Consider the following 20407-nt stretch of genomic DNA (forward strand, 5'->3'; position numbering starts at 1 on the left):
GCGAGATGGGCCGCCACCGCGACTTCACACTCGCCACCGACATCCCGGTCTACTTCTGCGACCCGGCCAGCCCCTGGCAGCGCGGCTCGAACGAGAACACGAACGGACTGCTGCGGCAGTACTTCCCCAAGGGCACCGACCTGTCGGTCCACACCCCGGAACACCTGGCGGCCGTCGCCGACCAGCTCAACCGCCGTCCACGCAAGACGCTCGGCTGGGAAACCCCAGCCGAGCGCCTGGCTAAACTCCTCGCGGCCTAGACAACCGACCACGTGTTGCAACGACCACTAGAAACCGCCGTTGCTCCCCGGGCCTTCGTCATGCCCTTCGCGGCGCCGCTCGCGGTGCCCTCCGCGGTGTCCTTCGACGCGCCCTCCGCCGCGACCTTCGCCGCGCCGTCACGGCGGGTCCTCGCCCCAGGCGGCGAGCCTGGCCGCGAGCGCCCGGACCTCGGCCCGCAGTTCGGCGGGCTCGCGGACGGTGAACGGCCACCCCAGGCCGGCCAGCAGCACCGCCACGCCGTCCAGGTTCTGGGCCCGGGCCTGTAGCAGCACCCGATCCCCGGCGAGTTCGGTGAGCGTGCCGACCGCGGGCGGCAGTCGGCGCCGCGCCTCGGCCAGGGTGGTGTGCAGCTCCACCTCCACCCGGTGCCGCCAGGGCGCCCCGGCCAGCGACTCCACCACCCGCTGCACCGGGTCGAAGTCCTCGGGCGGCTCGAACCGCGCATCTCCCGGTTCGACCCGCTCGATCCGGTCCAGCCGGAAGGTGCGCGGCTCTCCGCTGCGGTGGTCGAGCCCGGTGGTGTACCAGCGGCCGGAGTGGAAGACCAGGCCGTACGGGTCGAACTCGCGCTCGCTCCGCCGGTCCTCGCGGTCCCGGTAGGCGAGCCGCACCCGGCGCCTGCGCCGGGCCGCCTCGGCCAGGGTGAACAGTGCGGCGGCGGCCGGGCTGGGGCCGTCGGCGGGCGCGGCGCTCAGCCCCAGCGTCTGCTCGACGGCGGCGACCCGCTCGCGCAGCTGCGGCGGCAGCACCCGCTGGATCTTGGCGAGCGCGCTCTCGGCGGCCCGCTCCCCCACCGACAGGCCCGAGCTGCGGCCGGCCAGCAGGCCGAGGACCACCGAGGCCGCCTCGTCCGGGTTGAGCATCAGCGGCGGCAGCCGGTAGCCGGGCAGCAGGCTGTAGCCGCCGTAGCGGCCGCGCTCGGCCCGGACCGGGATGCCGAGTTCCGCCAGGCGTGCGGCGTAGCGGCGCACGGTGCGCTCGTCCACCTCCAGCCGGGCGGCCAGCTCGGCGCCGGTCAGGCCGGGGCGGTCCTGGAGCAGCTCCAGCAGGGCGAGCACACGGCTGATCGGGTGTTCCATCGGGTTCGCCGCCTCCGGGCCGGGAAATCCGGGTGAGTTCTGTCCGGATTCGATCCTAGAGTCCGGGGTGACGGGGGTCCCACCACGGAAGGAGCGATCCGCCATGAGCACGTTCGTACTGGTTCCCGGGTTCTGGCTCGGTGCCTGGGCCTGGGACGAGGTGGCCGCGCCACTGCGCGCGGCCGGGCACGCGGTCCACCCGGTGAGCCTGCCGGGACTGGCCGAACGGGCCGGTGAGCCGGGCGTGTTCGGGCTGGAGGAGCACATCGCCGACCTGACCGACCGGCTGGTGCGCGAGGACCTGTGGGACGTCGTGCTGGTCGCGCACAGCGGCGCCTGCGCCCCGGTCGGCGGGGTCGCGGACCGGATGCCCGAGCGGATCCGCCGGGTGGTCTACCTGGACAGCGGTCCGATGCCCGACGGCACCTCGGTGTACGACCTGTGGCAGCCCGACTTCCGGGCGGCGGCCGACGCCGCGGTGGTCGAGGGCCGCCTCCCGATGCCGTCCTGGGAGTTCATGGAATCCCACGGCTCCAGCCTGGAGGGCCTGGACGGGGCCGCGCTGGAACGGATCCGCACCCGGCTCACCCCGCACCCGGTCGGGGCGTACCGGGACGAGCTGCGGCTGACCGGCGCCGCGGCCGCGCTGCCGCACGCGCTGGTGTCCTGCTCCTTCCCCCTCGACCAGGTGCGGGAGATGATCGCGGCCGGCCACCCGTACTTCGCCGCGATGGCCGGGCCCAACTGGGAGCTGCGCGAACTGCCCACCGGGCACTGGCCGATGTTCTCCCGCCCGGCCGACACGGCGGCGGTGCTGGCGGAACTCGCGGCGGTCTAGGTCGTGTCCGCGTTCGCGTGTTCACCCGCGCGGAGGAGGCTCGACGGCGCAGGATGGGGCGCACGTCGTGCCCGGGCGCGCGGAGTGGCCGCCGGAGGCGGTCCGGGTCAGGCTCGGGTACGGGACCAACGGCGGCCGCAGCCCCCGCCGCACGCGCGGGGCGGCCAGTGAGACCACGGAGGACGGGCATGACCAGCAGCACCACCGAGGAGTACGACGTCATCGTCCTGGGGGCCGGGCCGACCGGCGAGAACGTGGCGGACCGGACGGTCGCCGCCGGGCTGCGCACGGTGATCGTGGAGTCCGAACTGGTCGGCGGCGAGTGCTCGTACTGGGCCTGCATGCCGAGCAAGGCGCTGCTGCGCCCGGTGGCCGCGCTGGACGACGCCCGCGCGGTGGCCGGCTCCCGGGAGGCGGTGGGCGGCGGGCGGCTGGACGCGGCCGCGGTGCTGGCCCGGCGGGACTCCTTCACCTCGAACTGGAAGGACGACGGCCAGGTGCAGTGGCTGCGGGACACCGGCATCGAGCTGGTCCGCGGCCACGGCCGGCTGGCGGGCGTGCGGACCGTCACGGTGGAGGCCGAGGACGGCAGCGAGCGGGTGCTCACCGCCCGGCACGCCGTCGCCGTCTGCACCGGCAGCCGCCCGGTGCTGCCGACCGGCGTCGCGGGCCTGGCGGACGCGCACCCCTGGACCAACCGGGAGGCGACCGGCTCGGCGACCGTCCCCAAGCGGCTGGCGGTGGTCGGCGGCGGGGTGGTCGGGGTGGAGATGGCCACCGCCTGGCGGGCGCTCGGCTCCGAGGTCGTCCTGCTGGTGCGCGGCCACCGGCTGCTGCCGCGGATGGAGCCCTTCGCAGGCGAGTTCGTCGCCGAGGGCCTGCGGGAGGCGGGGGTGGACCTGCGCTTCGGCACGGAGGTCACCGCGCTGGAGCGCCCGGACGCCTCCGGGCCGGTGGTGCTGACCCTCGGCGACGGCGACACGCTGACCGCCGACGAGGTGCTGTACGCGACCGGCCGGGCGCCGCGCACCGCCGACATCGGGATGGAGCAGGTCGGGCTGCACCCGGGCGGCTGGCTGGAGGTGGACGACAGCTGCACGGTGCTCGGCGTGGACGGCGAGTGGCTCTACGCGGCGGGGGACGTCAACCACCGGGCGCTGCTCACCCACCAGGGCAAGTACCAGGCCCGGATCACCGGCGCGGCGATCGCCGCCCGCGCCCAGGGGCTCGCGCTGGACACCTCGCGCTGGGGCGCACACTCCGCGTCCGCAGACCTCGCGGGCGCGCCCCAGGTCGTCTTCACCCAGCCGGAGGTCGCCGCCGTCGGCCTCACCCTGGCCGCCGCCGAGCAGCTGGGGCTGCGGGTCAAGGCCGTCGACCACGAGATCGGCTCCGTCGCCGGGGCCTCGCTGTACGCCGACGGCTACCGCGGCCGGGCCAGGGCGGTCTTCGACCTCGACCGGGAGGTGATCGTCGGCGCCTGCCTGGTCGGCCCCGCGGTCGCCGAACTGCTGCACTCGGCCACCATCGCGGTGGTCGGCGAGGTGCCCATCGACCGGCTCTGGCACGCCGTCCCGTCGTACCCCACGATCAGCGAGGTGTGGCTGCGGCTGCTGGAGGGCTGCCGGGGGTAGCAGCGGCCCCGGAGGGGCGGCGCGGCGAAGTGTGGCCATCGGTGGACGGCGGGACACTGGCAGTCGGGGAGGAGGCGTCCCGGGGGCCGTACTCGTGACCAGGTGGTGTGAGGCATGACCGAGGTGCTGTTGGCCGTCGGAACCGAGAAGGGCCTCTTTCTCGGCCGCAGCCGCGACCGGCTGAACTGGGACTTCAACGGGCCGCACTTCCCGATGAACGCGATCTACTCCGTCTCGATCGACCGCCGCGACGGCCGGACCAGGGTGCTGGTCGGCGCCGACAGCAGTCACTGGGGGCCCTCGGTCCGGCGCTCCGACGACCTCGGCGCGAGCTGGAACGAACCGTCGCGGCCGGCGATCCGCTTCCCCGGGTCCACCGGCGCCTCGCTCACCCGGGTCTGGCAGCTCCAGCCGGCCGGGCCGGAGGCCCCCGGGGTCGTCTACGCCGGCACCGAGCCCGCCGCGCTGTTCCGCTCCACCGACGGCGGCGAGACGTTCGGCCTGGTCGAGTCGCTCTGGAACCACCCCCAGCGGCCCGAGTGGGGCGCCGGCTACGGCGGCCAGGGACTGCACACCATCCTCACCGACCCGCGCGACCCGCAGCGGCTGCTGGTCGCCGTCTCCAGCGGCGGCGTCTACCGCAGCAAGGACGGCGGGGAGAGCTGGGCCCCCTCCAACACCGGGCTGCGGGCCGAGTTCTTCCCGCCGGAGAGCCAGTACCCCGAGTTCGGCCAGTGCGTTCACAAGATCGCCCCGGACCCCGTCCACCCCGACCGGCTCTACCTCCAGAACCACGGCGGCGTCTACCGCAGCGACGACTGGGGCGGGAGCTGGCGCTCGATCGTGGACGGGCTGCCCGCCGAGTTCGGCTTCGCCGTCGCCGCCCACCCCCGCCGGGGCGACACCGCCTACCTCTTCCCGCTCGGCGGCTCGGACGACCGCATCCCGCCCGGCCATCGCTGCCGGGTCTTCCGCACCACCGACGGCGGCACCAGCTGGGAGCAGCTCGCCAACGGCCTGCCCGGCGAGGACCACTACGGCATCGTGTTGCGCGACGCCCTGCGCACCGACGACGCCGACCCGGCCGGGATCTACTTCGGCAACCGGACCGGCGACGTGTACGGCAGCCGCGACGAGGGCGAGACCTGGACGCTGCTGATCTCCCACCTGCCGGACGTGCTCTGCCTCCGCGCGGCCACGGTGGGCTGAACACCCGCCGCCCGGAGGGCCGCCGCCGAAAACCTGTTGCCCCGAACGTCCGAATCTGGTGAGCATGAGCCGCCGACGAACGATCTCAAGGACGAGGTGGGGCCATGACCGAGCCGGACTGGGTGGTCAAGCAGGGCAGCGACGGGGCGCCGGTGCTGCGCTACCAGCTGGGCGAGCGGGAGGGTCGGCCCTGGGCCGACCTGCTGGAGGTACTGGACGAATCGGTGGACGCGGCGGAGTTCATCCGCACCGAACTGCCCGGCTGGGTGGTCTCCGGCACCCCCGAACTCGGGCGGCGGCTGGTGGACGGCGGCGCGAAGGTGCTCCGGCACGCCCACAGCTTCCGGCGCGACCTCCGCGCCGATCCGCCGCCCGCCGACTGGGCCGGGGCCCCGCTGCGCGAGGGCCTGCGGGCGGTGCCCTGCGACCGCGCGCCCGAGGAACTGCTGGAGCCCTGGCGGGCCGCCTTCGCGCCCGGCCACGTGGACCACTTCCCCGGCGACGACGCCCAGGCGGTCGCGGAGCGGATCGGCCCGCTGCTCTCCGGGAAGGCCATCGGCCCGGTGCTGCCCTCCAGCCTGCTCGCCGTGGACGCCGAGGACCGGGTGGTCGGCGGGCTGGTGCTGACCGACCGTGACGGCCTTCCGTGGATAGCCGAGGTCTTCCGCCACCCGGAGCGCGGCTACCGCGGCCTCGGCGCCGACCTGCTGCGCCTGGCGATCGCGGACGCCGCCGCACGCGGGCTCGCCGATGTGCACCTGGTGGTGTCCGAGGGCAACCCGGCCCGCAGGGTGTACGAGTCGCTGGGCTTCCTGTTGCAGGAGACGTCGCTGACCGTGATCGTGCCCGACGCCGCGTAGCACCGGCCGGGCGTCAGGGGCGCGCGAGTTCGAGCACGGCGATCCCGCCGAGCACGGTGACGGCTGCGGCCAACCGCAGCCGTCCCAGGCGCTCCCGGAACACCACGGTGGCGATCAGCGCGGCGATCACGATGCTGGTCTCGCGCAGCGCCGCGATGGTCGCCAGGTTGCCCCGGGACTGCGCCCACACCACCAGGCCGTACGCCGTCAGCGACAGCACCCCGCCCGCGATGCCCACCGGCAGCACCCGGCCCACCCCGGTGAACAGCGAACGGCCGCGCCGGGCCCGGACGATCAGCGCGAGCGTCGGCCCCTGGAGCAGGAACAGCCAGGCCACGTAGCCGCCGACGGTACCGGCGTGCCGGACGCCGCTGCCGTCCAGCACCGTGTACAGCGCGATCATCACGCCCGTACCGGCGGCGGCCCCGAGTGCGGGCAGCTGCGCCCGCCCGGGTATGCCCTGGGCGAAGGCCAGCCCGATCAGTCCGCAGGAGATCACCGCCACGCCCACCAGCTCGCCCGCCCCCAGGTGCTGGCCGAGCACGGTGACGGACAGCAGGGCGACCAGCAGCGGCGCCGAGCCGCGGGCGATCGGGTACATCTGCCCGAAGTCGCCCAGCTGGTAGGCCCGCAGCAGCAGGACCGTGGACGTCACCTGCACCGCGACCGAGGCCAGCAGGTACGGCCAGGAGGCGGCGGCCGGCAGCGGGTTGACCGCGACCAGGACCAGGGCGCAGGCGGTGTAGGTCAGGTTGATCAGCGCGAAGCCGACCAGCTTGTCCGGGATCCGGTGCGCCAGCCCGTTCCACACGGCGTGCAGCACGGCCGCCGCGAGCACGGCCGCCGGCACGGCCGATCCGAGTCCAGACATGACGAAGCTCCCCTCCGACGGCCCGCCGGACAGCGACGGGCGTGAAAACGCTTGGAACCGCTCGGAACCGTGTGGAACCGTCCGGAACCACTTGGAACCGAATTCCACGCTACCCTAGACCCATGGAAGGACATTCCGAATTCACGCCCCTGGAGTCCCAGCTCGCCGCCCGGATCCGGGCCCGGCTCGGCGAGCTGCGCGGCAGCGAGGCGCGGGTCGCCCAGGTGGTGCTGGACCGGGGCACCGGCCTGGTGCACCTGAGCGTCAGCGACGTCGCGACGCTGGCCGGGACGGCCCCCTCCTCGGTGGTCCGGGCCTGCCAGCGGCTCGGCTTCCGGGGCTACCAGGAGCTGAAGATCGCCGCCGCCCTGCACGCCCCCTCCCCCGCCGGGGCCCCCGGCGCGACCGGGGAGGCCGGAACCACCGGGGACGCCGACGACCCCGCGGCCCGGGCGCTCGCCGACACCCTGCGCGCCGCCCGGGCCGCCCTGGACGGCCTCACCGCCACGCTCGGCGCGGGCGACCTGCGCGCGGCGGCCGGGCTGCTGGACGGCGCCTCCCGGGTGGTGCTGGTCGGCGCCGGGCTGTCCGGCGCGGTGGTGCTGGACCTCGCGTACCGGCTGCGCGCGCTCGGCCTGCTGGTCGACGCCCCGGCCGACCCGATCACCGCCCAGCTGGCCGCCGCCGCACTGGCGCCGGGCGACGTCTGCCTGGCCGTCAGCCACACCGGCTCGACCCGCAGCGTGGTGGACGCGGCCCGCCGCGCCCGCGAGGCCGGGGCCGAGGTGCTGGCGCTCACCAGCTACGCCCGCTCCCCGCTCACCGAGACGGCCACCCGCGCCCTGGTCGCGGGCGGCCAGGACCTGGTCTTCGGACTGGAGACCACGGCCAGCCGCCTCGCCCACCTGGCCGCCGTGGACGCGCTCGCCCAAACCCTGCTCGCACTGCGCGGGCCGGGGGCGGAACGGGCGCTCCGGCTCTCGGCGGACGTCACCGCGGACTACGCCTACTAGAGGGGCTGGGGCCGGTGCGCGCCCTCGACCCGGGCGCCGCGCACCACGACCATGATCAGCCCGACCGCGACCAGCAGTTCCGCCCAGAAGAACGCCGCGTAGTCCAGCAGCGAACCGATCGGCGGGCTGCCGGGCGCGGCGTTGCGCATGCCGACCAGGGCGAACAGGGTGGCCGCCATCCAGCCGAGGGCGGGCCAGACGATCCCGCGCCGCTGTCGGACGATCAGCCAGGCCGCCAGCAGCACGGCCAGGGCCAGCGCCCACATCGCCGCCATCATGAACCAGGCGAGGATGAAGGTGCTGCGCGAGCGGCTGATCCGCTCCGTCACCTGGGCGGCGTCGCCCTCGGTCTCCGTCCCGCCCGGTGTGAAGGCGAAGAACGGGTCGGCCTCCTCGACCCCGATCACCACCGGCGCCGGCCTCCCGCCGGCGGTGGCCCGGAAGCCGATCTGCACCTGGTAGCCGTCGAAGGGGTAGTCGGTGACCCGTCCGTCGAACAGGCTGAAGGACACCGGGCTGGAACCGATCCGCTGCCCGGCCGGATACCTGAGCGAGGTCTGCTCCAGCGAGGTGGTCTCCAGCACCACGTCCTGCGCCGGGACCAGCTGGTCCCCCGGCACCCGCAGGGCGCCGTGCGGCTGGACCAGGACCTTGGCGGTGACGGTCTGCGCGGCCGGGTCGACCCGTTGGAGCAGCACGTCGACCTCCAGGAGGTCCGGGCCGGGGGCGGCGCCCACCACCTGGGCGTGGCCGCGGCTGGAGCGCTCGTTGAGGTAGAACAGCAGCCCGGCGGTGACGGACAGCGCGATCACCACCACCACGGCGTACGCGCTCCAGGGCCTGACCTTCGGCCGGGTCGCGCTGACGGCCCGCACCCGGGTGTGGAGGCGGACCCGCGGCCGGGCCGTCGGGCGCGGGGGCCGGGCGGTGCGGCGGTGCGGCCGGTCGGTGCGGCGGTGCGGCGGCGTGCTCATCGACCTGCTCCCACGGTCGGCAGCGGCGGCACCGGCTGCCGCCCGTCCCGCCAGCCTCGGCACGGCGCCACCCGCCCCGCAAGCCGGGAGGGCCGTCCGGGGATCGCCACCGACAGGGGAAAGGGGCTGGTCGGAGGGGCTGTGTAGGCTCAATGGTCATGGCGAGGGTGACACGGGACGATGTGGCGCGGGTGGCGGGGACGTCCACGGCGGTCGTGAGTTATGTGATCAACGACGGGCCGCGCCCGGTGGCACCGGCCACCCGGGCCCGGGTGCTCGCGGCGGTCGAGGAGCTCGGATACCGCCCGAACCGGGTCGCCCAGGCGATGGCCCGGCGGCGGACCAACCTGCTCGGGATGGTCGTGCCGGACGCCCGCCAGCCGTTCTTCGCCGGGCTGGCCCACGCGGTCGAGCAGGCCGCCGCCGAGCACGGCCGGCTGCTGCTGATCGGCAACTCCGACTACGCCGACGAGCGCGAGGCGCACTACATCCGGGCCTTCCTCGGCATGCAGGTGGACGGCCTGATCCTGGTCACCCAGGACCCGGCCACCCCCGGGCTGACCGGTTTCGACTCGGCCGACGGCACCCCGGTCGTGCTGCTGCACCACCGGGCGGAGACCGCCGAGGGCGTGGCCGTGGTGGCGGACGACGAGGGCGGCGCCCGCGAGGTGGTCCGCCACCTGCTCGGCCACGGCCACCCCGAGGTGCACTGCTTCGGCGGCACCCTGGCGCTCAGCCCGCACGACCCGGTCACCGGGCGGACGGCCGGCTGGGCCGCGGCGCTGGCGGAGGCCGGGCTGCCCGTCGAGGGGCGGCTCACCGCGGCGCCGTTCGACCGGGTCCGGGCACACGCCGAGGCGCTCACCCTGCTGAGCCGGCCCGACCGGCCGTCCGCCGTGTTCTGCGCGACGGACGACCAGGCGATCGGCCTGCTGCGGGCCGCCGACGACCTCGGCATCCGGGTGCCGGAGGACCTCGCGGTGGCCGGCTTCGACGACATCGCCGAGGCGGTGATCGCCGGTCCGGCGCTGACCACCGTCACCACCGCGCAGGACGAGATGGCCCGCGCCGCGCTGGAGCTCGTCCTCGGCGGGGCCGAGCGCCGCGCCGCCGGGGCCCGGACCTTCCCGGCCAAGCTGGTGGTGCGGCGCTCCTGCGGCTGCCCGAATCCGGCTCCGAATCCGGCTCCGGCCACCCTGACGCGATCCGACCCGGCCCGGTCCGGGCTGACCCGGTCCGACCTGGCCCGGCCCGAGCCGGTGTCCGACCTGGTCTGACGTCAAGGCACCGGCGCGGCGGGTCAGTTCAGCTGGAAGGTGGCCTCGACCGGGTAGTGGTCGCTCGGCGCGTTGGTGTCGAGCTGCCCCGGCGCCCAGCCGGCCTGCGGGTCGAAGTCGACCTTCACGTTGGACATCGCGGTCGGCACCGGGCGGCCCGGGGCGTTGAGGTAGCCGATGTAGTCGAGGTCGTCCCGGTAGTCGGCCGGGAAGGTCTCGACGCCCGCCATGTACTGGCACCAGGACGAGACCGGGCAGTCCATGGTGGTGCGGGTCTGGCTCGGGTCGGTGGCCGGGGTGCCGAGCACGCCGTTCACCGCGTTCTGGGCGTTGGTGTAGTCGCCGCGGCCCTGGCCGTGGAAGTACTCGACGTTGAGGTCCCCGCCGATCAGCACCGGGGCGCCGCTGCCGGCGATCCCGTCGACCCAGGCGCGGATCTCGGCGAGCTGGCCGAGCCGGGTGGACTGGGTGGTGTCGGTGGAGGTGCCGGACTCGTCGGCCTGCAGGTGGGTGCCGACCACCCAGGCGGTGCCGCCGTTCTTGTTCACCCGCACCAGCGCCGCGCCCTTGTTGGCGTGGTAGTCCCAGGTGCCGTAGGTGGAGTTGCTGAACACGTGGGCGTACTGGGCGGTGATCGGGTACTTGGAGAGGATCATCGTGCCGCCGTTGATGACGAACCACGAGTTGGAGCAGTTGCCGCTGACGCCGGTCCAGCCGCCGCCGGAACAGGTCTGGCCGACCACCGGGGTGCGGTACGGGTAGAGGTCGGCGAGTTTGGTGTTGATGTCGGCGGTCGAGCTGTTGTTGAACTGCTCGTCCAGGATGACGACATCGGCGTTGTGCTGGCGGATGAGCTGCTCGATCACCGGGGTGCGGCGGGCGGCCTGCTCGTTCTGGGTGCTGTCGACGATGGCGGTGCCGAGGTCGACGTTGAAGGCGAGGACGGACAGCGTGGTCGGGCTCGCCGAGGCGGCGGATGCGGTCGGGGCGGTGCCGCCGAGCAGCAGTGCGGCGGCGGCCGCCGAGGTGAGGGCGGTGGCCGTGCGACGCGAGAGCATGGGCGTTCTCCTGGGGAGGGATCCGTCAATCCGGTGGGCCCGGCGCCGGGGTGACCGGCCGCCGGGGATTGGCGGGGGAACGCTAGCTACCGCTCGGTACGTCGGGAAGAACGCCAGGAGAGCAGTTCCGATCGCTCCTGTGGCGGTGAGGTGTCTGTACAGGTCAGGGCGATCGGCTGACAAGATGTCTGTACACCCTTGCACCGGGCCCCGGAGCCGCGGTGAACCGCCGTCAGCCGTCCAGCAGTTCGTCCGCGAGCAGATCCATCAGCAGGTTGTCGTGCCAACTGCCGTCCGGGCCGCGCTCGTACTGGCGCATGGTGCCCACCGGGCGGAAGCCGACCTTGGCGTAGCAGCGGATCGCGGCCGCGTTGTCCGCCGCCGGGTCGATCACCAGCCGGTGGTAGTGGTGGTCGTGCACCAGGTACCGGGCCATGGTGCGCACGGCGTCGGTGCCCAGACCCAGGCCGTGCACCGTCGGGTCGAGGTAGAGGTCCATCCCGGCGTGCCGGTACTCGTCGTCGTTCTCGGCGTACCACTGGACGGCGCCGACCACCCGGCCGCCGAGCTCGATCGCGAAGGTCTCGGTGTCGGGCGATTCCAGCTCCCCCGCGACCACGTCGGCCAGGTCGTCGCCGCCGCGCCAGCGGGCGAACACCTCGGGCGTGCTGCGGATCGCCACCAGTTCCGGGATGTCGTCGGCGGTGGCCGGGCGGAGGGTGACCAGAGTGCCGTGCAGGATCGTCCCCATATGGGGCATGTTGGCACGGAAATCCACCCCGGGCGAGCGGTTGGAACCACGTTGCCCGCACCCCTCGCGACCAGGGATGATGCTCGGCCGTGACACATCTGATCATCATCGTGCTGGTCATCGCGATATCCGCCGCCGTGACCAGGGCCAGGAAGTCCAAGGCCGCGACCTGGAGCCGGACCGAGTTCGACGCCCCGGCCTACGGACTCGTCCCCTTCGACCGGCTCGACGCCGACCGGGCCGGCCCGCCGCCGGCCCCGCACCGCCGCAAGGAGTCGCAGGCGGTGGCCGACGCGGCCTGGGCCGGGAACTGGCGGGCCGCCGCCGAGTACGTCGCGGCCGCCGGGCAGGACTGGGACGAGCGCTGGTCCCGGCTGGAGCTGCTGGACTCGATCGCGGACCAGGACGACGCCTGGCTCAAGGCCTGGCGCGCGGCCGACCCGGGCGACTGCGAGGCGGCCGCCCTGGAGGCCAACCGGATGGTGCACGCGGCCTGGGCGATCCGGGGCGGCAAGTACGGCCACGAGGTGCCCGAGGAGGACATGAACGCCTTCCGGGCGATGCTGCCCGCCGCCATCGAGGCGGCCAAGCGGGCCTCGCTGCTCGACCCGGCCAACCCGGCGCCCTGGGTGGTCATGGTCACCGCCGCCCGCGGCGCGCAGTACCAGCCCGAGCAGTTCGAGGAGCTGTGGAACGGCCTGGCCGCTCGGGCGCCGCACCACTACGCGGGCCACGTGCAGGCCCTCCAGTACTGGTGCGCCAAGTGGTTCGGCTCGGACAGGAAGATGACGGCCTTCGCCGAGCGGGCGATGGACACGGCCCCGGCCGGCAGCCCGCTGCCCGGCATCTACCTGCACGCGCTGCACGAGCTGGAGCTGCGCAAGACCCTCGGCTCGCTCACCGGCGACGAGCGGCAGCGCCGGCTCAAGCAGGTCGCGGCCGCGCTGGCGCAGGTCCGGCCGGACGACCAGCGGCTGACCGTGCTGCGCCACCTGCTCGCGGACTACGCGGGCCGGGCGGAGCTGTACGACGTCGCGCTGGAGCAGTTCCGGGCGATCGGCCCGTACTGCGGCTGCAAGCCGTGGACGGCCTCCGACAACCCGGCGGCCGCCTTCGAGCTCGCCCGCGGCACCGCCGTCCGGCTCTCCGGGGCGCAGCCGCTGCCGCCGGAGCTGCGGCCGAAGGCCCGGGGGTAGGGACGCCCTTCGCCGGGCCTGGCGACGGACGGGCCCGGCGAAGGACGGGCCTGGCCACGGACTGGCCTGGCCACGGACTGGCTAGCCCGCGGGACCCGGGCCCGGTCACGGACGGCTCAGCCCGCGGGACCCGGAACCGGAACCGGCGGAAGAATTCCTCAGGACGGGTGTCGATCCGGCACCCGCCCGTTCGACGCAGGGGTGAGAGGCGGGGAGGGACCCCGCCCGTCCGACCGAGGAGTCGCCATGCCGCGCTTCATGACGCTGGTCCGCATCGACGAGAACGCCCGCGAGGGCTGGGAGCCCGACCCGGGCTTCGAGCAGCGGATGGGGGCGCTGTTCGAGGAGATCACCAGGGCCGGGGTGATGCTGGAGACCGCCGGGCTGACCCCGACCTCCCAGGGCACCCGGCTGACCTGGAACGACGGGAAGGTCGGCTACACCGACGGCCCGTTCACCGAGACCAAGGAGGTCGTCGGCGGCTACGCCATCCTGCAGTGCAAGGACAAGGCCGAGGCGCTGGAGTGGACCCGCCGCTTCCTGAGCGTCCACCCGGTGCACTGGCCCGTCGAGGCGGAGCTCCGGCAGATCGAGGAGATGCCGCAGCCCCCGCGGTGACGATCACGCCCGCGGTTGCCTCCCTCGCCGTCGGCTGCTCTGATGGGTGGCCGTGACGGAGAGGGAGTCGGCCGCGGCCGTCGAGACGGTCTTCCGGATCGAGTCCGCGCGGATCATCGCCGGGGTCGCCCGGATCGTCCGGGACGTGGGCATCGCCGAGGAGCTGGCGCAGGACGCGCTGGTGGCCGCGCTGGAGCAGTGGCCGCGCGAGGGCGTCCCGGACAACCCGGGCGCCTGGCTGACGGCCACCGCCAAGCGGCGGGCGATCGACCTGGTGCGCCGTCGGGAGGTGTACGCCCGCAAACTCGCCGAGGTGGGGCGGTCCTTGGAGGACGTGCCGCCGCCGGAGCCGGTGGAGCCGGACGACATCGACGACGACCTGTTGCGGCTGATCTTCACCGCCTGTCACCCGGTGCTGTCGGCGCGGGCCCGGATCGCGCTCACCCTGCGGCTGCTCGGCGGGCTGACCACCCCGGAGATCGCCCGGGCCTTCCTGGTGCCCGAGTCGACGGTGGCGCAGCGGATCGTCCGGGCGAAGCGGACGCTGGCGCAGGCACGGGTGCCCTTCGAGGTGCCGTACGGGCGGGACCGGGCGGAGCGGCTGTCCTCGGTGCTGGAGGTCGTCTACCTGGTCTTCAACGAGGGCTACTCGGCCACCGCCGGGGACGACCTGCTCCGCCCGCAACTGTGCGAGGACGCGCTGCGGCTGGCCCGGGTGCTGGCCGGGCTGATGCCCGCCGAGCCGGAGGTGCACGGGCTGGCCGCGCTGCTGGAGTTCCAGGCCTCGCGGACGGCGGCCCGGACCGGACCGGACGGGCGGCCGGTGCTGCTGGCCGAGCAGAACCGGGCCCGCTGGGACTGGCTGCTGGTCCGGCGCGGATTCGACGCCCTGGAGCGGGCGGGTACCGGGCCGTACTCGGTGCAGGCCGCGATCGCCGCCTGCCACGCCAAGGCGCGGCGGTACCGGGACACCGACTGGGGGACGATCGCCGCACTGTACGAGCGGCTGCTCGTGCTGACGCCCTCGCCGGTGGTGGCGCTGAACCGGGCGGTGGCCGTCTCGATGGCCCGGGGGCCGGCCGCCGGGCTGGAGCTGGTCGACGCGCTGGCGGCGGAGCCGGCGCTGAGCGGCTACCACCTGCTGCCGAGTGTGCGGGGCGATCTGCTGGCCCGGCTGGGGCGGGCGGCGGAGGCCAGGGCGGAGTTCGAACGGGCCGCGGAGCTGACCCGCAACGAGCGGGAGCGGGAGCTGCTGCGGGAGCGGGCGGCGACGCTCGGGGAGTAGGGCCTGGCTAGGGCGTGTCGTCCTGCCTCAGCCGGGCGCTGACCTCGCCGAGGCCCTCGGCGAGCACGGCGAGCTGCTCGCGGGTGAGCACGTCGATCAGCAGCTCGCGCACCAGGGCGACGTGCCCGGGGGCGGCCTGGCGCAGCGTCTCCCGTCCCTGGTCGGTGAGTTCGGCGATGACGCCGCGCACGTCGCTGGGGCAGGAGCGGCGGGCGACCAGGCCGATCCGCTCCAGCTGGGTGACCTGGTAGGTGAGGCCGCTCTTGGAGGTGACCAGCTTGTCGGCGAGCTCGGTCATCCGCAGCGATCCGCCGGGGGCGGCGGACAGGTGCACCAGGATCTCGTACTGCTGGTGCGAGAGGCCGGAGTCCTCCTTGAGCTGGCGCTCCAGCCGTCGGTTGAGCAGGTTGCTCGCGGTGACGAAGCCCCGCCAGGCGGCCATCTCGTCCTGGTCGAGCCAGCGGGGTTCGTTCAGTGAGGACATGGGGTGAAGCGTACTCCCATTGTTCAAATTCGAACTAAGGGTGTACGGTCTGGAGGAGAGGTTCAAATTTGAACTACTCGCGACGGTTCGACCCCGAGGAGGACGCCATGAGCGCCGCGGCCCCCGAGCGCATGCCCGCCCTGTACCTGTCGCACGGCGCGCCGCCGCTCGCCGACGACCCGATCTGGCCGGGCGAGCTGGCCGCCTGGTCGGCCGACCTGCCGCGGCCCAAGGCCGTGCTGATGGTCTCCGCCCACTGGGAGGAGGCCCCGCTGGCCGTCGGCGCCGTCACGACCGTCCCGCTGGTCTACGACTTCTGGGGCTTCCCCGAGCACTACTACCGGGTCCAGTACGCCGCCCCCGGCGCGCCGGAGCTCGCCGAGCGCGTGCGCAAGCTGCTGCGCGCCCCCGGCACGCCCGTCCAGGACATCCCCGACCGCGGGCTCGACCACGGCGCCTACGTGCCGCTGGTGGAGATGTACCCGGAGGCCGACATCCCGGTGCTCCAGATCTCCATGCCCACCCTCGACCCGCAGCGGCTGCTGGAGATCGGCCGCAAGCTCGCCCCGCTGCGCGACGAGGGCGTGCTGATCATCGGCAGCGGCTTCTTCACCCACAACCTGCGGGCGCTCAGCAGCGACGGCCGGATCACCTCGGTGATGGCCGAGTTCGACGACTGGGGCAAGCGGGCCCTGGACGCCCACGACCTGGACGCGCTGCTCGACTTCGAGCACAAGGCCCCGGCCGGACGGCTGGCGCACCCGCGCACCGAGCACTTCGCCCCGCTGTTCGTCACCCTCGGTGCCGGCGAGGCCGACCTCGGCAGCCAGCGCAGCGTCATCGACGGGTTCTGGATGGGGCTGGCCAAGCGGTCGGTCCAGCTGGGCTGACGCTACCGCGAGAAGGCGCCCCGTCGCGGGGCGCCTTCTTACAGGGCGCCTTGCCACGGGGCGCCTCGTCAGAGGGCGCAGCAGGTGAAGCGCTCCCCGATGTGCTCGGGCTGCTCGATCTCGTCCAGCAGGGCGGCCGCGTAGTCCGGGATGGAGATCCGGCTGCGCCCCTCGGAGTCGGTGAGCAGCTGCTCCAGACCGGTGTGGTAGCGGCCGGTCCGCTCCCCCGGGCCGATCTCGGCGGCCGGGCTGAGCACCGTCCAGCGGATGTCGGAGACCGCCCGGTAGTAGTCCTGCGCCGCGCCGTGCGCGTGCATGATCTGCAGGAGCGGCTCCGGCAGGCCCGGGGCGTCCCAGACCCGTACGCCCGGTGCGGTCTCCAGGCTGCCCGCGCCGCCGACCGCGATCAGCCGGGGCGCCCCGTCGCCGAGCGCCCGCAGGCCTTCGACCAGGGAGCGCGCGGCGGGCTCGATCAGTGCCACGTGGCCCGGGCCGTCGCCGCCGCCGACGGCGCTCACCAGGACGTCCTGCCCGCCCGCGACCCGGGTCACGTCGGCCGGGGTCAGCACGTCGCCGCGCTCCACGGAGGCGGCGGCGCCCTGGTAGCGGTCCGGGTCGCGGACCACGGCGGTGACCTCGTGGCCTCGGGCGGCCGCCTCCGCGACGATGGCGCTGCCGATGCCTCCGTTGGCGCCGATCACGGCGATTCTGGCCATGGGGTACCTGCCTGGTTGCTCGGTGGTGTTACTCGGTGGTGTTGCCCTGGGGTGTTGCCCGGCGGTGGGGGCGCAGGCGCGCTCGACGCACCGGTCAGAGTCGATTATCGGATGAACTCCCAGCGACTGCCCGGGGCTTACGCCTATCGTGTGACGGTCCGCCGAAGGAGTGATCATGCGCAATGGTGACGCCGTACGAACCGCCCTGGACGCCTCGCTGGCGGCGCTCGCCCCGCACACCGGGGACCGCGACTGGAACGTCCCCGCCGGGCCGCTGGAGTGGAGCTGCCGCGAGACGGCCGCCCACATCGCCCACGACCTGCTCGCCTACGCCGGCCAGCTCGCCGCCCGGCCCCGGGAGCGCTACCTCCCGCTCGACCTCACCGTCCGGCCCGAGGCCGACCCGGCCCAGGTGCTCACCGTGGTCACCGCCGCCGGCCGGCTCCTCGCCACCGCCCTGGACGCCGCCCCGCCCGAGCTGCGCGCCTACCACCACGGGCCCTGCGAGCCGCTCGGTTTCGCCGCGATGGGCGTCGCCGAGACCCTGCTGCACACCCACGACATCACCGGTGGCCTCGGCCTGACCTGGCGGCCGCCCGCCGACCTGTGCCGCTTCGTGCTCGACCGGCTCTTCCCGGACGCGCCGGAGGAGCCGGACGCGCACCCGGCGGAGGTCCTGCTCTGGTGCACCGGGCGCGGGGAACTGAACGGCCGCCCGCGCAAGTCCTCGTGGAACTGGCGGGCGGCCAGGGGCGAGTGGCCGGACTGACCGGTCGAACGGGCGGCCGGCGGGCCAACCGCTCAGCCGGCCAACCGGTCAGGCGGTCAGGCGTTGCCGGTGGCGACGCGCTCGGCCTGGCTGCGCTCGACGCACAGTTCGTTGCCCTCCGGGTCGGCGAGGGTGACCCAGCCCTTGCCGTCCGGGGTGCGGTGGTCCGCCAGCACGGTGGCGCCCAGGGCGGTCAGGCGCTCCACCTCCTCGTCCCGGCTGCGGTCCTGCGGCTGGAGGTCGAGGTGCACCCGGTTCTTCACCGACTTGCCCTCGGGCACCCGGATGAAGAGCAACGAGGCACCGGCGGAGTTCACCACCGCCTCCTCGTCGCCCGGGTTGTCGTCCTCCCCCACGGTGCCGTCCAGCGCCTCGGCCCAGAACCGTGCCAGGCCGTACGGGTCGGCGCAATCGATCGTCACATGTCGTACCAGAGAAGCCATGCGCCTACTCTGACCTGTGCCGTTGGGCCTCGTCCAGCCTTTTCCGGGAGTGCCGGTGGCCGTCCAGCGGGTAGGGCGGGAAGGCCGGGACGATCTCCGTGAACGCGTAGCCGCTCTTCTCCGCGACCCGGCAGGAGGCGGCGTTGTCCCCCTCGTGCAGCAGGTCGATCCGGACCAGGCCGTCCGCGGCGAAGGTGTCGAAGGCCCAGACGGTGAGGGCCTCCACCGCGCGCGGGGCCACTCCCCGGCCACGGGCCGGGGCCGCCGTCCAGTACCCCACCTCGGCCGTCTCCCCGCCGGGGGCGCCGCGCTTGAGCACCACCTGGCCGACCAGTTCACCCGCCTCCAGGACGGCGAAGCTGTACCGGGTGCCCGCCGCCCGGCCCTCGTACTGCTGGCCGAGCCAGCGGGCGGCCTCCTCGGCGTCGGCCACCGGGCTCCGGGTGAAGCGGCGCAGCGTCTCGTCCCGGTAGGCCTCGACCAGCGCCGGGGCGTCGGCGTCCTCGAAGGGCCGCAGCAGCAGGCCCTCGGCCGTCGGGGGCGCGGTGACGGTCACGCGGGCGCTCCCGGTGCGGTGCGGGCGGGCCGGTGGTCGTTCATGGCTGTGCTCCCCGTGCTGAACCGTGCGTTGTGACCTTCCTAGCAGCCGGAGGGGGCGGGCGGCAGGGCCTCGGGCCCGCTGTTCGCGCCGGGCTCAGCAAGCGGAGGGGCGGGCTCCTGCTCTACGGCCCAGGCGCGGGCGGCCGCCTCGCGGGTGTCCGGCAGGATCACGCCGCGGCGCACCACCGGCAGGTCATGGGCGGCGGCCCAGATGGTCAACGGGGTGGACTCGGGCTCCGGTGCGGCTTCCGGTGTGCTCATACGCCGCATGGTGACGGACGGCACCGACAACTCCGCCGCTCCGGCTTGACCCTGACGCTGGCGGCAGGGTCGGAGGGTTGGCGCATGGACGAAGTGAGCGCGGTGGAGGGTCGGGTCGTGGTGGTCACCGGGGCCGGGACGGGGATCGGGCGGGAGACCGCGCGGGCCTTCGCGGCCGAGGGGGCGCGGGTGTTGGCGGTCGGGCGGCGGCCGGAGCCGCTGGCGGAGACGGCGACCGCCCACCCGGGGCTGATCGAGCCACTGGTCGCGGACGTGACCGGGCCGGACGCACCGGAGACGATCGTCGGTGCGGCGCTGGCGCGGTACGGGCGGTTGGACGTGCTGGTCAACAACGCCGGGATCGTGCAGAGCGGACAGGGCCTCGGCGGCTACCACCGGGCGGGCGTCGAGGCGCTGTTGGCCACCAACCTGGTCGCGCCGGTGCTGCTCGGGCAGGCCGCGCTGCCGGCGCTGGGCGAGAGCCGGGGGGTGGTGGTCAACGTCAGCACCGCCGTCGGGCAGCGCGGCTGGCCGTCCAACTCGGTCTACGCGGCGAGCAAGGCCGCGCTGGAGACGATCACCCGCAGCTGGGCGGTGGAGCTGGCGCCGCGCGGCATCCGGGTGGTGGCGGTCGCGCCGGGGGCGATCGACACCCCGATCGCCGAGCACTCCGGGTACGGGCCCGAGCAGCGGGCGGCGACGCGCAAGTGGCAGCTGGAGCACACCCCGCTGGGCCGGATCGGCCGGCCCGAGGAGGTGGCGTGGGCGATCACCCGACTCGCCTCGCCGCAGGCCTCGTTCGTGACCGGCGTAGTGTTGTCGGTCGACGGGGGCGCGCTGGTGGGCTGACGCCCCGAACAGGGCGGGGGCCGTACGGGTGCGGATCGGCGAGCTGGCGCGGCGGGCGGGCAGTACCGCACGGGCGTTGCGGCACTACGAGCAGGCCGGGCTGATCGACTCCGAGCGCGAGCCGAACGGCTACCGCGAGTACGGCGAGTCGGCGGTCGTGCGGGTGCGCAACATCCGTGCGCTGGTGTCGGCCGGGCTCACCCTGGAGGACATCCGGCCGCTGCTCGGCTGCCTGGACGGCGACGTGCTCTCCCGCCGGCCGTCCGAGCGGGTGCTGGGGATCGCCCGGGAGCGGCTGGCGGTGCTGGAGCGCCGGATCGCCGCCCAGACCGAGGCCCGGGACCGGCTGGTCGCGGCGCTGGTCGCGGCCGGGGTTCACGAGGTCGGGGTGCACGGGAGCGGGCTTCACGAGGCCGGGCTTCACGAGGCCGGGTGACACCCCCGTTCGGG

General features: G+C 74.5%; 24 protein-coding genes. 14 read left to right on the forward strand and 10 right to left on the reverse strand.

The annotated features are described in order from the left end of the window. Positions 1-260 (forward strand): IS30 family transposase (locus RZ50_RS29045; protein WP_254802444.1); only part of this gene is annotated, 260 nt, incomplete at its 5' end. 138 nt (positions 261-398) lie between these two features. Here RZ50_RS29045 and RZ50_RS10455 read toward each other — a convergent pair. Next, entirely contained in the window at positions 399-1361 is a 963-nt protein-coding gene (locus RZ50_RS10455) for a YafY family protein (RefSeq protein ID WP_196951880.1), read from the reverse strand. A gap of 103 nt (positions 1362-1464) precedes the next feature. Between RZ50_RS10455 and RZ50_RS10460 the strand changes: the two genes are divergently transcribed. The 4 genes from RZ50_RS10460 to RZ50_RS10475 all read left to right on the forward strand — a co-directional run bounded on the left by RZ50_RS10460 (position 1465) and on the right by RZ50_RS10475 (position 5902). Beyond that, on the forward strand, positions 1465-2199 hold the full coding sequence (locus tag RZ50_RS10460; RefSeq protein ID WP_196951881.1) for an alpha/beta fold hydrolase: 735 nt from the start codon (positions 1465-1467) through the stop codon (positions 2197-2199). Between the two features lie 188 nt (positions 2200-2387). Beyond that, on the forward strand, positions 2388-3833 hold the full coding sequence (locus tag RZ50_RS10465) for an NAD(P)/FAD-dependent oxidoreductase (protein WP_254802445.1): 1446 nt from the start codon (positions 2388-2390) through the stop codon (positions 3831-3833). Positions 3834-3947: 114 nt separating this feature from the next. Then, positions 3948-5042, forward strand: a complete 1095-nt coding sequence (locus tag RZ50_RS10470) for a sialidase family protein (protein WP_196951883.1) — start codon at positions 3948-3950, stop codon at positions 5040-5042. 104 nt (positions 5043-5146) lie between these two features. Next, positions 5147-5902, forward strand: a complete 756-nt coding sequence (locus RZ50_RS10475) for a GNAT family N-acetyltransferase (RefSeq protein WP_196951884.1) — start codon at positions 5147-5149, stop codon at positions 5900-5902. Positions 5903-5915: 13 nt separating this feature from the next. Here the strand turns inward: RZ50_RS10475 and RZ50_RS10480 are convergent, their stop codons facing one another. After that, positions 5916-6773: a DMT family transporter gene (locus RZ50_RS10480; RefSeq protein WP_196951885.1), complete on the reverse strand. Its 858-nt coding sequence runs from the start codon at positions 6771-6773 to the stop codon at positions 5916-5918. A 122-nt stretch (positions 6774-6895) separates the two neighbouring features. Between RZ50_RS10480 and RZ50_RS10485 the strand changes: the two genes are divergently transcribed. Next, positions 6896-7786 (forward strand): MurR/RpiR family transcriptional regulator, encoded by an 891-nt coding sequence (locus RZ50_RS10485; RefSeq protein WP_196951886.1) that lies wholly within the window; start codon positions 6896-6898, stop codon positions 7784-7786. On the opposite strand, the gene RZ50_RS10490 is transcribed toward RZ50_RS10485, so the two are convergent. Continuing rightward, complete coding sequence (locus tag RZ50_RS10490; protein WP_196951887.1) at positions 7783-8760, reverse strand: DUF4436 family protein; 978 nt, start codon at positions 8758-8760, stop codon at positions 7783-7785. The genes RZ50_RS10485 and RZ50_RS10490 overlap by 4 nt on opposite strands. 158 nt (positions 8761-8918) lie before the next feature. Between RZ50_RS10490 and RZ50_RS10495 the strand changes: the two genes are divergently transcribed. Then, the gene (locus RZ50_RS10495) at positions 8919-10037 is read left to right on the forward strand and encodes a LacI family DNA-binding transcriptional regulator (RefSeq protein ID WP_196951888.1); all 1119 of its coding nucleotides are present in this window, start codon (positions 8919-8921) and stop codon (positions 10035-10037) included. Between the two features lie 23 nt (positions 10038-10060). On the opposite strand, the gene RZ50_RS10500 is transcribed toward RZ50_RS10495, so the two are convergent. Both RZ50_RS10500 and RZ50_RS10505 read right to left on the reverse strand, forming a co-directional pair. Beyond that, positions 10061-11095 carry a sphingomyelin phosphodiesterase gene (locus tag RZ50_RS10500; RefSeq protein WP_196951889.1) on the reverse strand — a complete coding sequence of 345 codons (1035 nt, stop codon included), beginning with the start codon at positions 11093-11095 and terminating at the stop codon, positions 10061-10063. Positions 11096-11327: 232 nt separating this feature from the next. Beyond that, on the reverse strand, positions 11328-11846 hold the full coding sequence (locus RZ50_RS10505; RefSeq protein WP_196951890.1) for a GNAT family N-acetyltransferase: 519 nt from the start codon (positions 11844-11846) through the stop codon (positions 11328-11330). 89 nt (positions 11847-11935) lie between these two features. On the opposite strand from RZ50_RS10505, the gene RZ50_RS10510 reads away from it, so the two are divergent. The 3 genes from RZ50_RS10510 (at position 11936) to RZ50_RS10520 (ending at position 14945) form a co-directional block, all read left to right on the forward strand. Further along, entirely contained in the window at positions 11936-13042 is a 1107-nt protein-coding gene (locus tag RZ50_RS10510) for a hypothetical protein (protein ID WP_196951891.1), read from the forward strand. A 246-nt stretch (positions 13043-13288) separates the two neighbouring features. Further along, positions 13289-13660: a YciI family protein gene (locus tag RZ50_RS10515; RefSeq protein WP_196951892.1), complete on the forward strand. Its 372-nt coding sequence runs from the start codon at positions 13289-13291 to the stop codon at positions 13658-13660. Between the two features lie 52 nt (positions 13661-13712). Then, complete coding sequence (locus tag RZ50_RS10520) at positions 13713-14945, forward strand: RNA polymerase sigma factor (protein ID WP_196951893.1); 1233 nt, start codon at positions 13713-13715, stop codon at positions 14943-14945. Between the two features lie 7 nt (positions 14946-14952). Here the strand turns inward: RZ50_RS10520 and RZ50_RS10525 are convergent, their stop codons facing one another. Then, positions 14953-15420, reverse strand: coding sequence for a MarR family winged helix-turn-helix transcriptional regulator (locus tag RZ50_RS10525; RefSeq protein ID WP_196951907.1), 468 nt, complete (start codon positions 15418-15420; stop codon positions 14953-14955). A 116-nt stretch (positions 15421-15536) separates the two neighbouring features. Between RZ50_RS10525 and RZ50_RS10530 the strand changes: the two genes are divergently transcribed. Then, a complete protein-coding gene (locus RZ50_RS10530; RefSeq protein WP_196951908.1) occupies positions 15537-16319 on the forward strand; it encodes a dioxygenase in 783 nt (260 codons plus the stop codon). A 68-nt stretch (positions 16320-16387) separates the two neighbouring features. Here RZ50_RS10530 and RZ50_RS10535 read toward each other — a convergent pair whose 3' ends face one another. Then, a complete protein-coding gene (locus RZ50_RS10535; RefSeq protein WP_196951894.1) occupies positions 16388-17035 on the reverse strand; it encodes an NAD(P)-dependent oxidoreductase in 648 nt (215 codons plus the stop codon). Positions 17036-17210: 175 nt separating this feature from the next. On the opposite strand from RZ50_RS10535, the gene RZ50_RS10540 reads away from it, so the two are divergent. Beyond that, on the forward strand, positions 17211-17804 hold the full coding sequence (locus tag RZ50_RS10540; RefSeq protein ID WP_196951895.1) for a maleylpyruvate isomerase N-terminal domain-containing protein: 594 nt from the start codon (positions 17211-17213) through the stop codon (positions 17802-17804). A gap of 56 nt (positions 17805-17860) precedes the next feature. Here the strand turns inward: RZ50_RS10540 and RZ50_RS10545 are convergent, their stop codons facing one another. From RZ50_RS10545 to RZ50_RS10555, 3 genes are all read right to left on the reverse strand, one after another. Further along, positions 17861-18247: a VOC family protein gene (locus RZ50_RS10545; protein WP_196951896.1), complete on the reverse strand. Its 387-nt coding sequence runs from the start codon at positions 18245-18247 to the stop codon at positions 17861-17863. Positions 18248-18251: 4 nt separating this feature from the next. After that, positions 18252-18803 carry a GNAT family N-acetyltransferase gene (locus tag RZ50_RS10550; protein ID WP_308271579.1) on the reverse strand — a complete coding sequence of 184 codons (552 nt, stop codon included), beginning with the start codon at positions 18801-18803 and terminating at the stop codon, positions 18252-18254. A gap of 83 nt (positions 18804-18886) precedes the next feature. After that, positions 18887-19108, reverse strand: coding sequence for a hypothetical protein (locus RZ50_RS10555; RefSeq protein ID WP_196951897.1), 222 nt, complete (start codon positions 19106-19108; stop codon positions 18887-18889). Between the two features lie 84 nt (positions 19109-19192). Between RZ50_RS10555 and RZ50_RS10560 the strand changes: the two genes are divergently transcribed. Further along, a complete protein-coding gene (locus tag RZ50_RS10560) occupies positions 19193-19957 on the forward strand; it encodes an SDR family NAD(P)-dependent oxidoreductase (RefSeq protein ID WP_196951898.1) in 765 nt (254 codons plus the stop codon). Between the two features lie 28 nt (positions 19958-19985). Beyond that, a complete protein-coding gene (locus RZ50_RS10565; protein ID WP_196951899.1) occupies positions 19986-20393 on the forward strand; it encodes a MerR family transcriptional regulator in 408 nt (135 codons plus the stop codon). Positions 20394-20407: the final 14 nt, after the last annotated feature.

Origin of the sequence: Kitasatospora sp. SUK 42 (assembly GCF_015776785.2) — a bacterium.
Taxonomy (GTDB): domain Bacteria; phylum Actinomycetota; class Actinomycetes; order Streptomycetales; family Streptomycetaceae; genus Kitasatospora.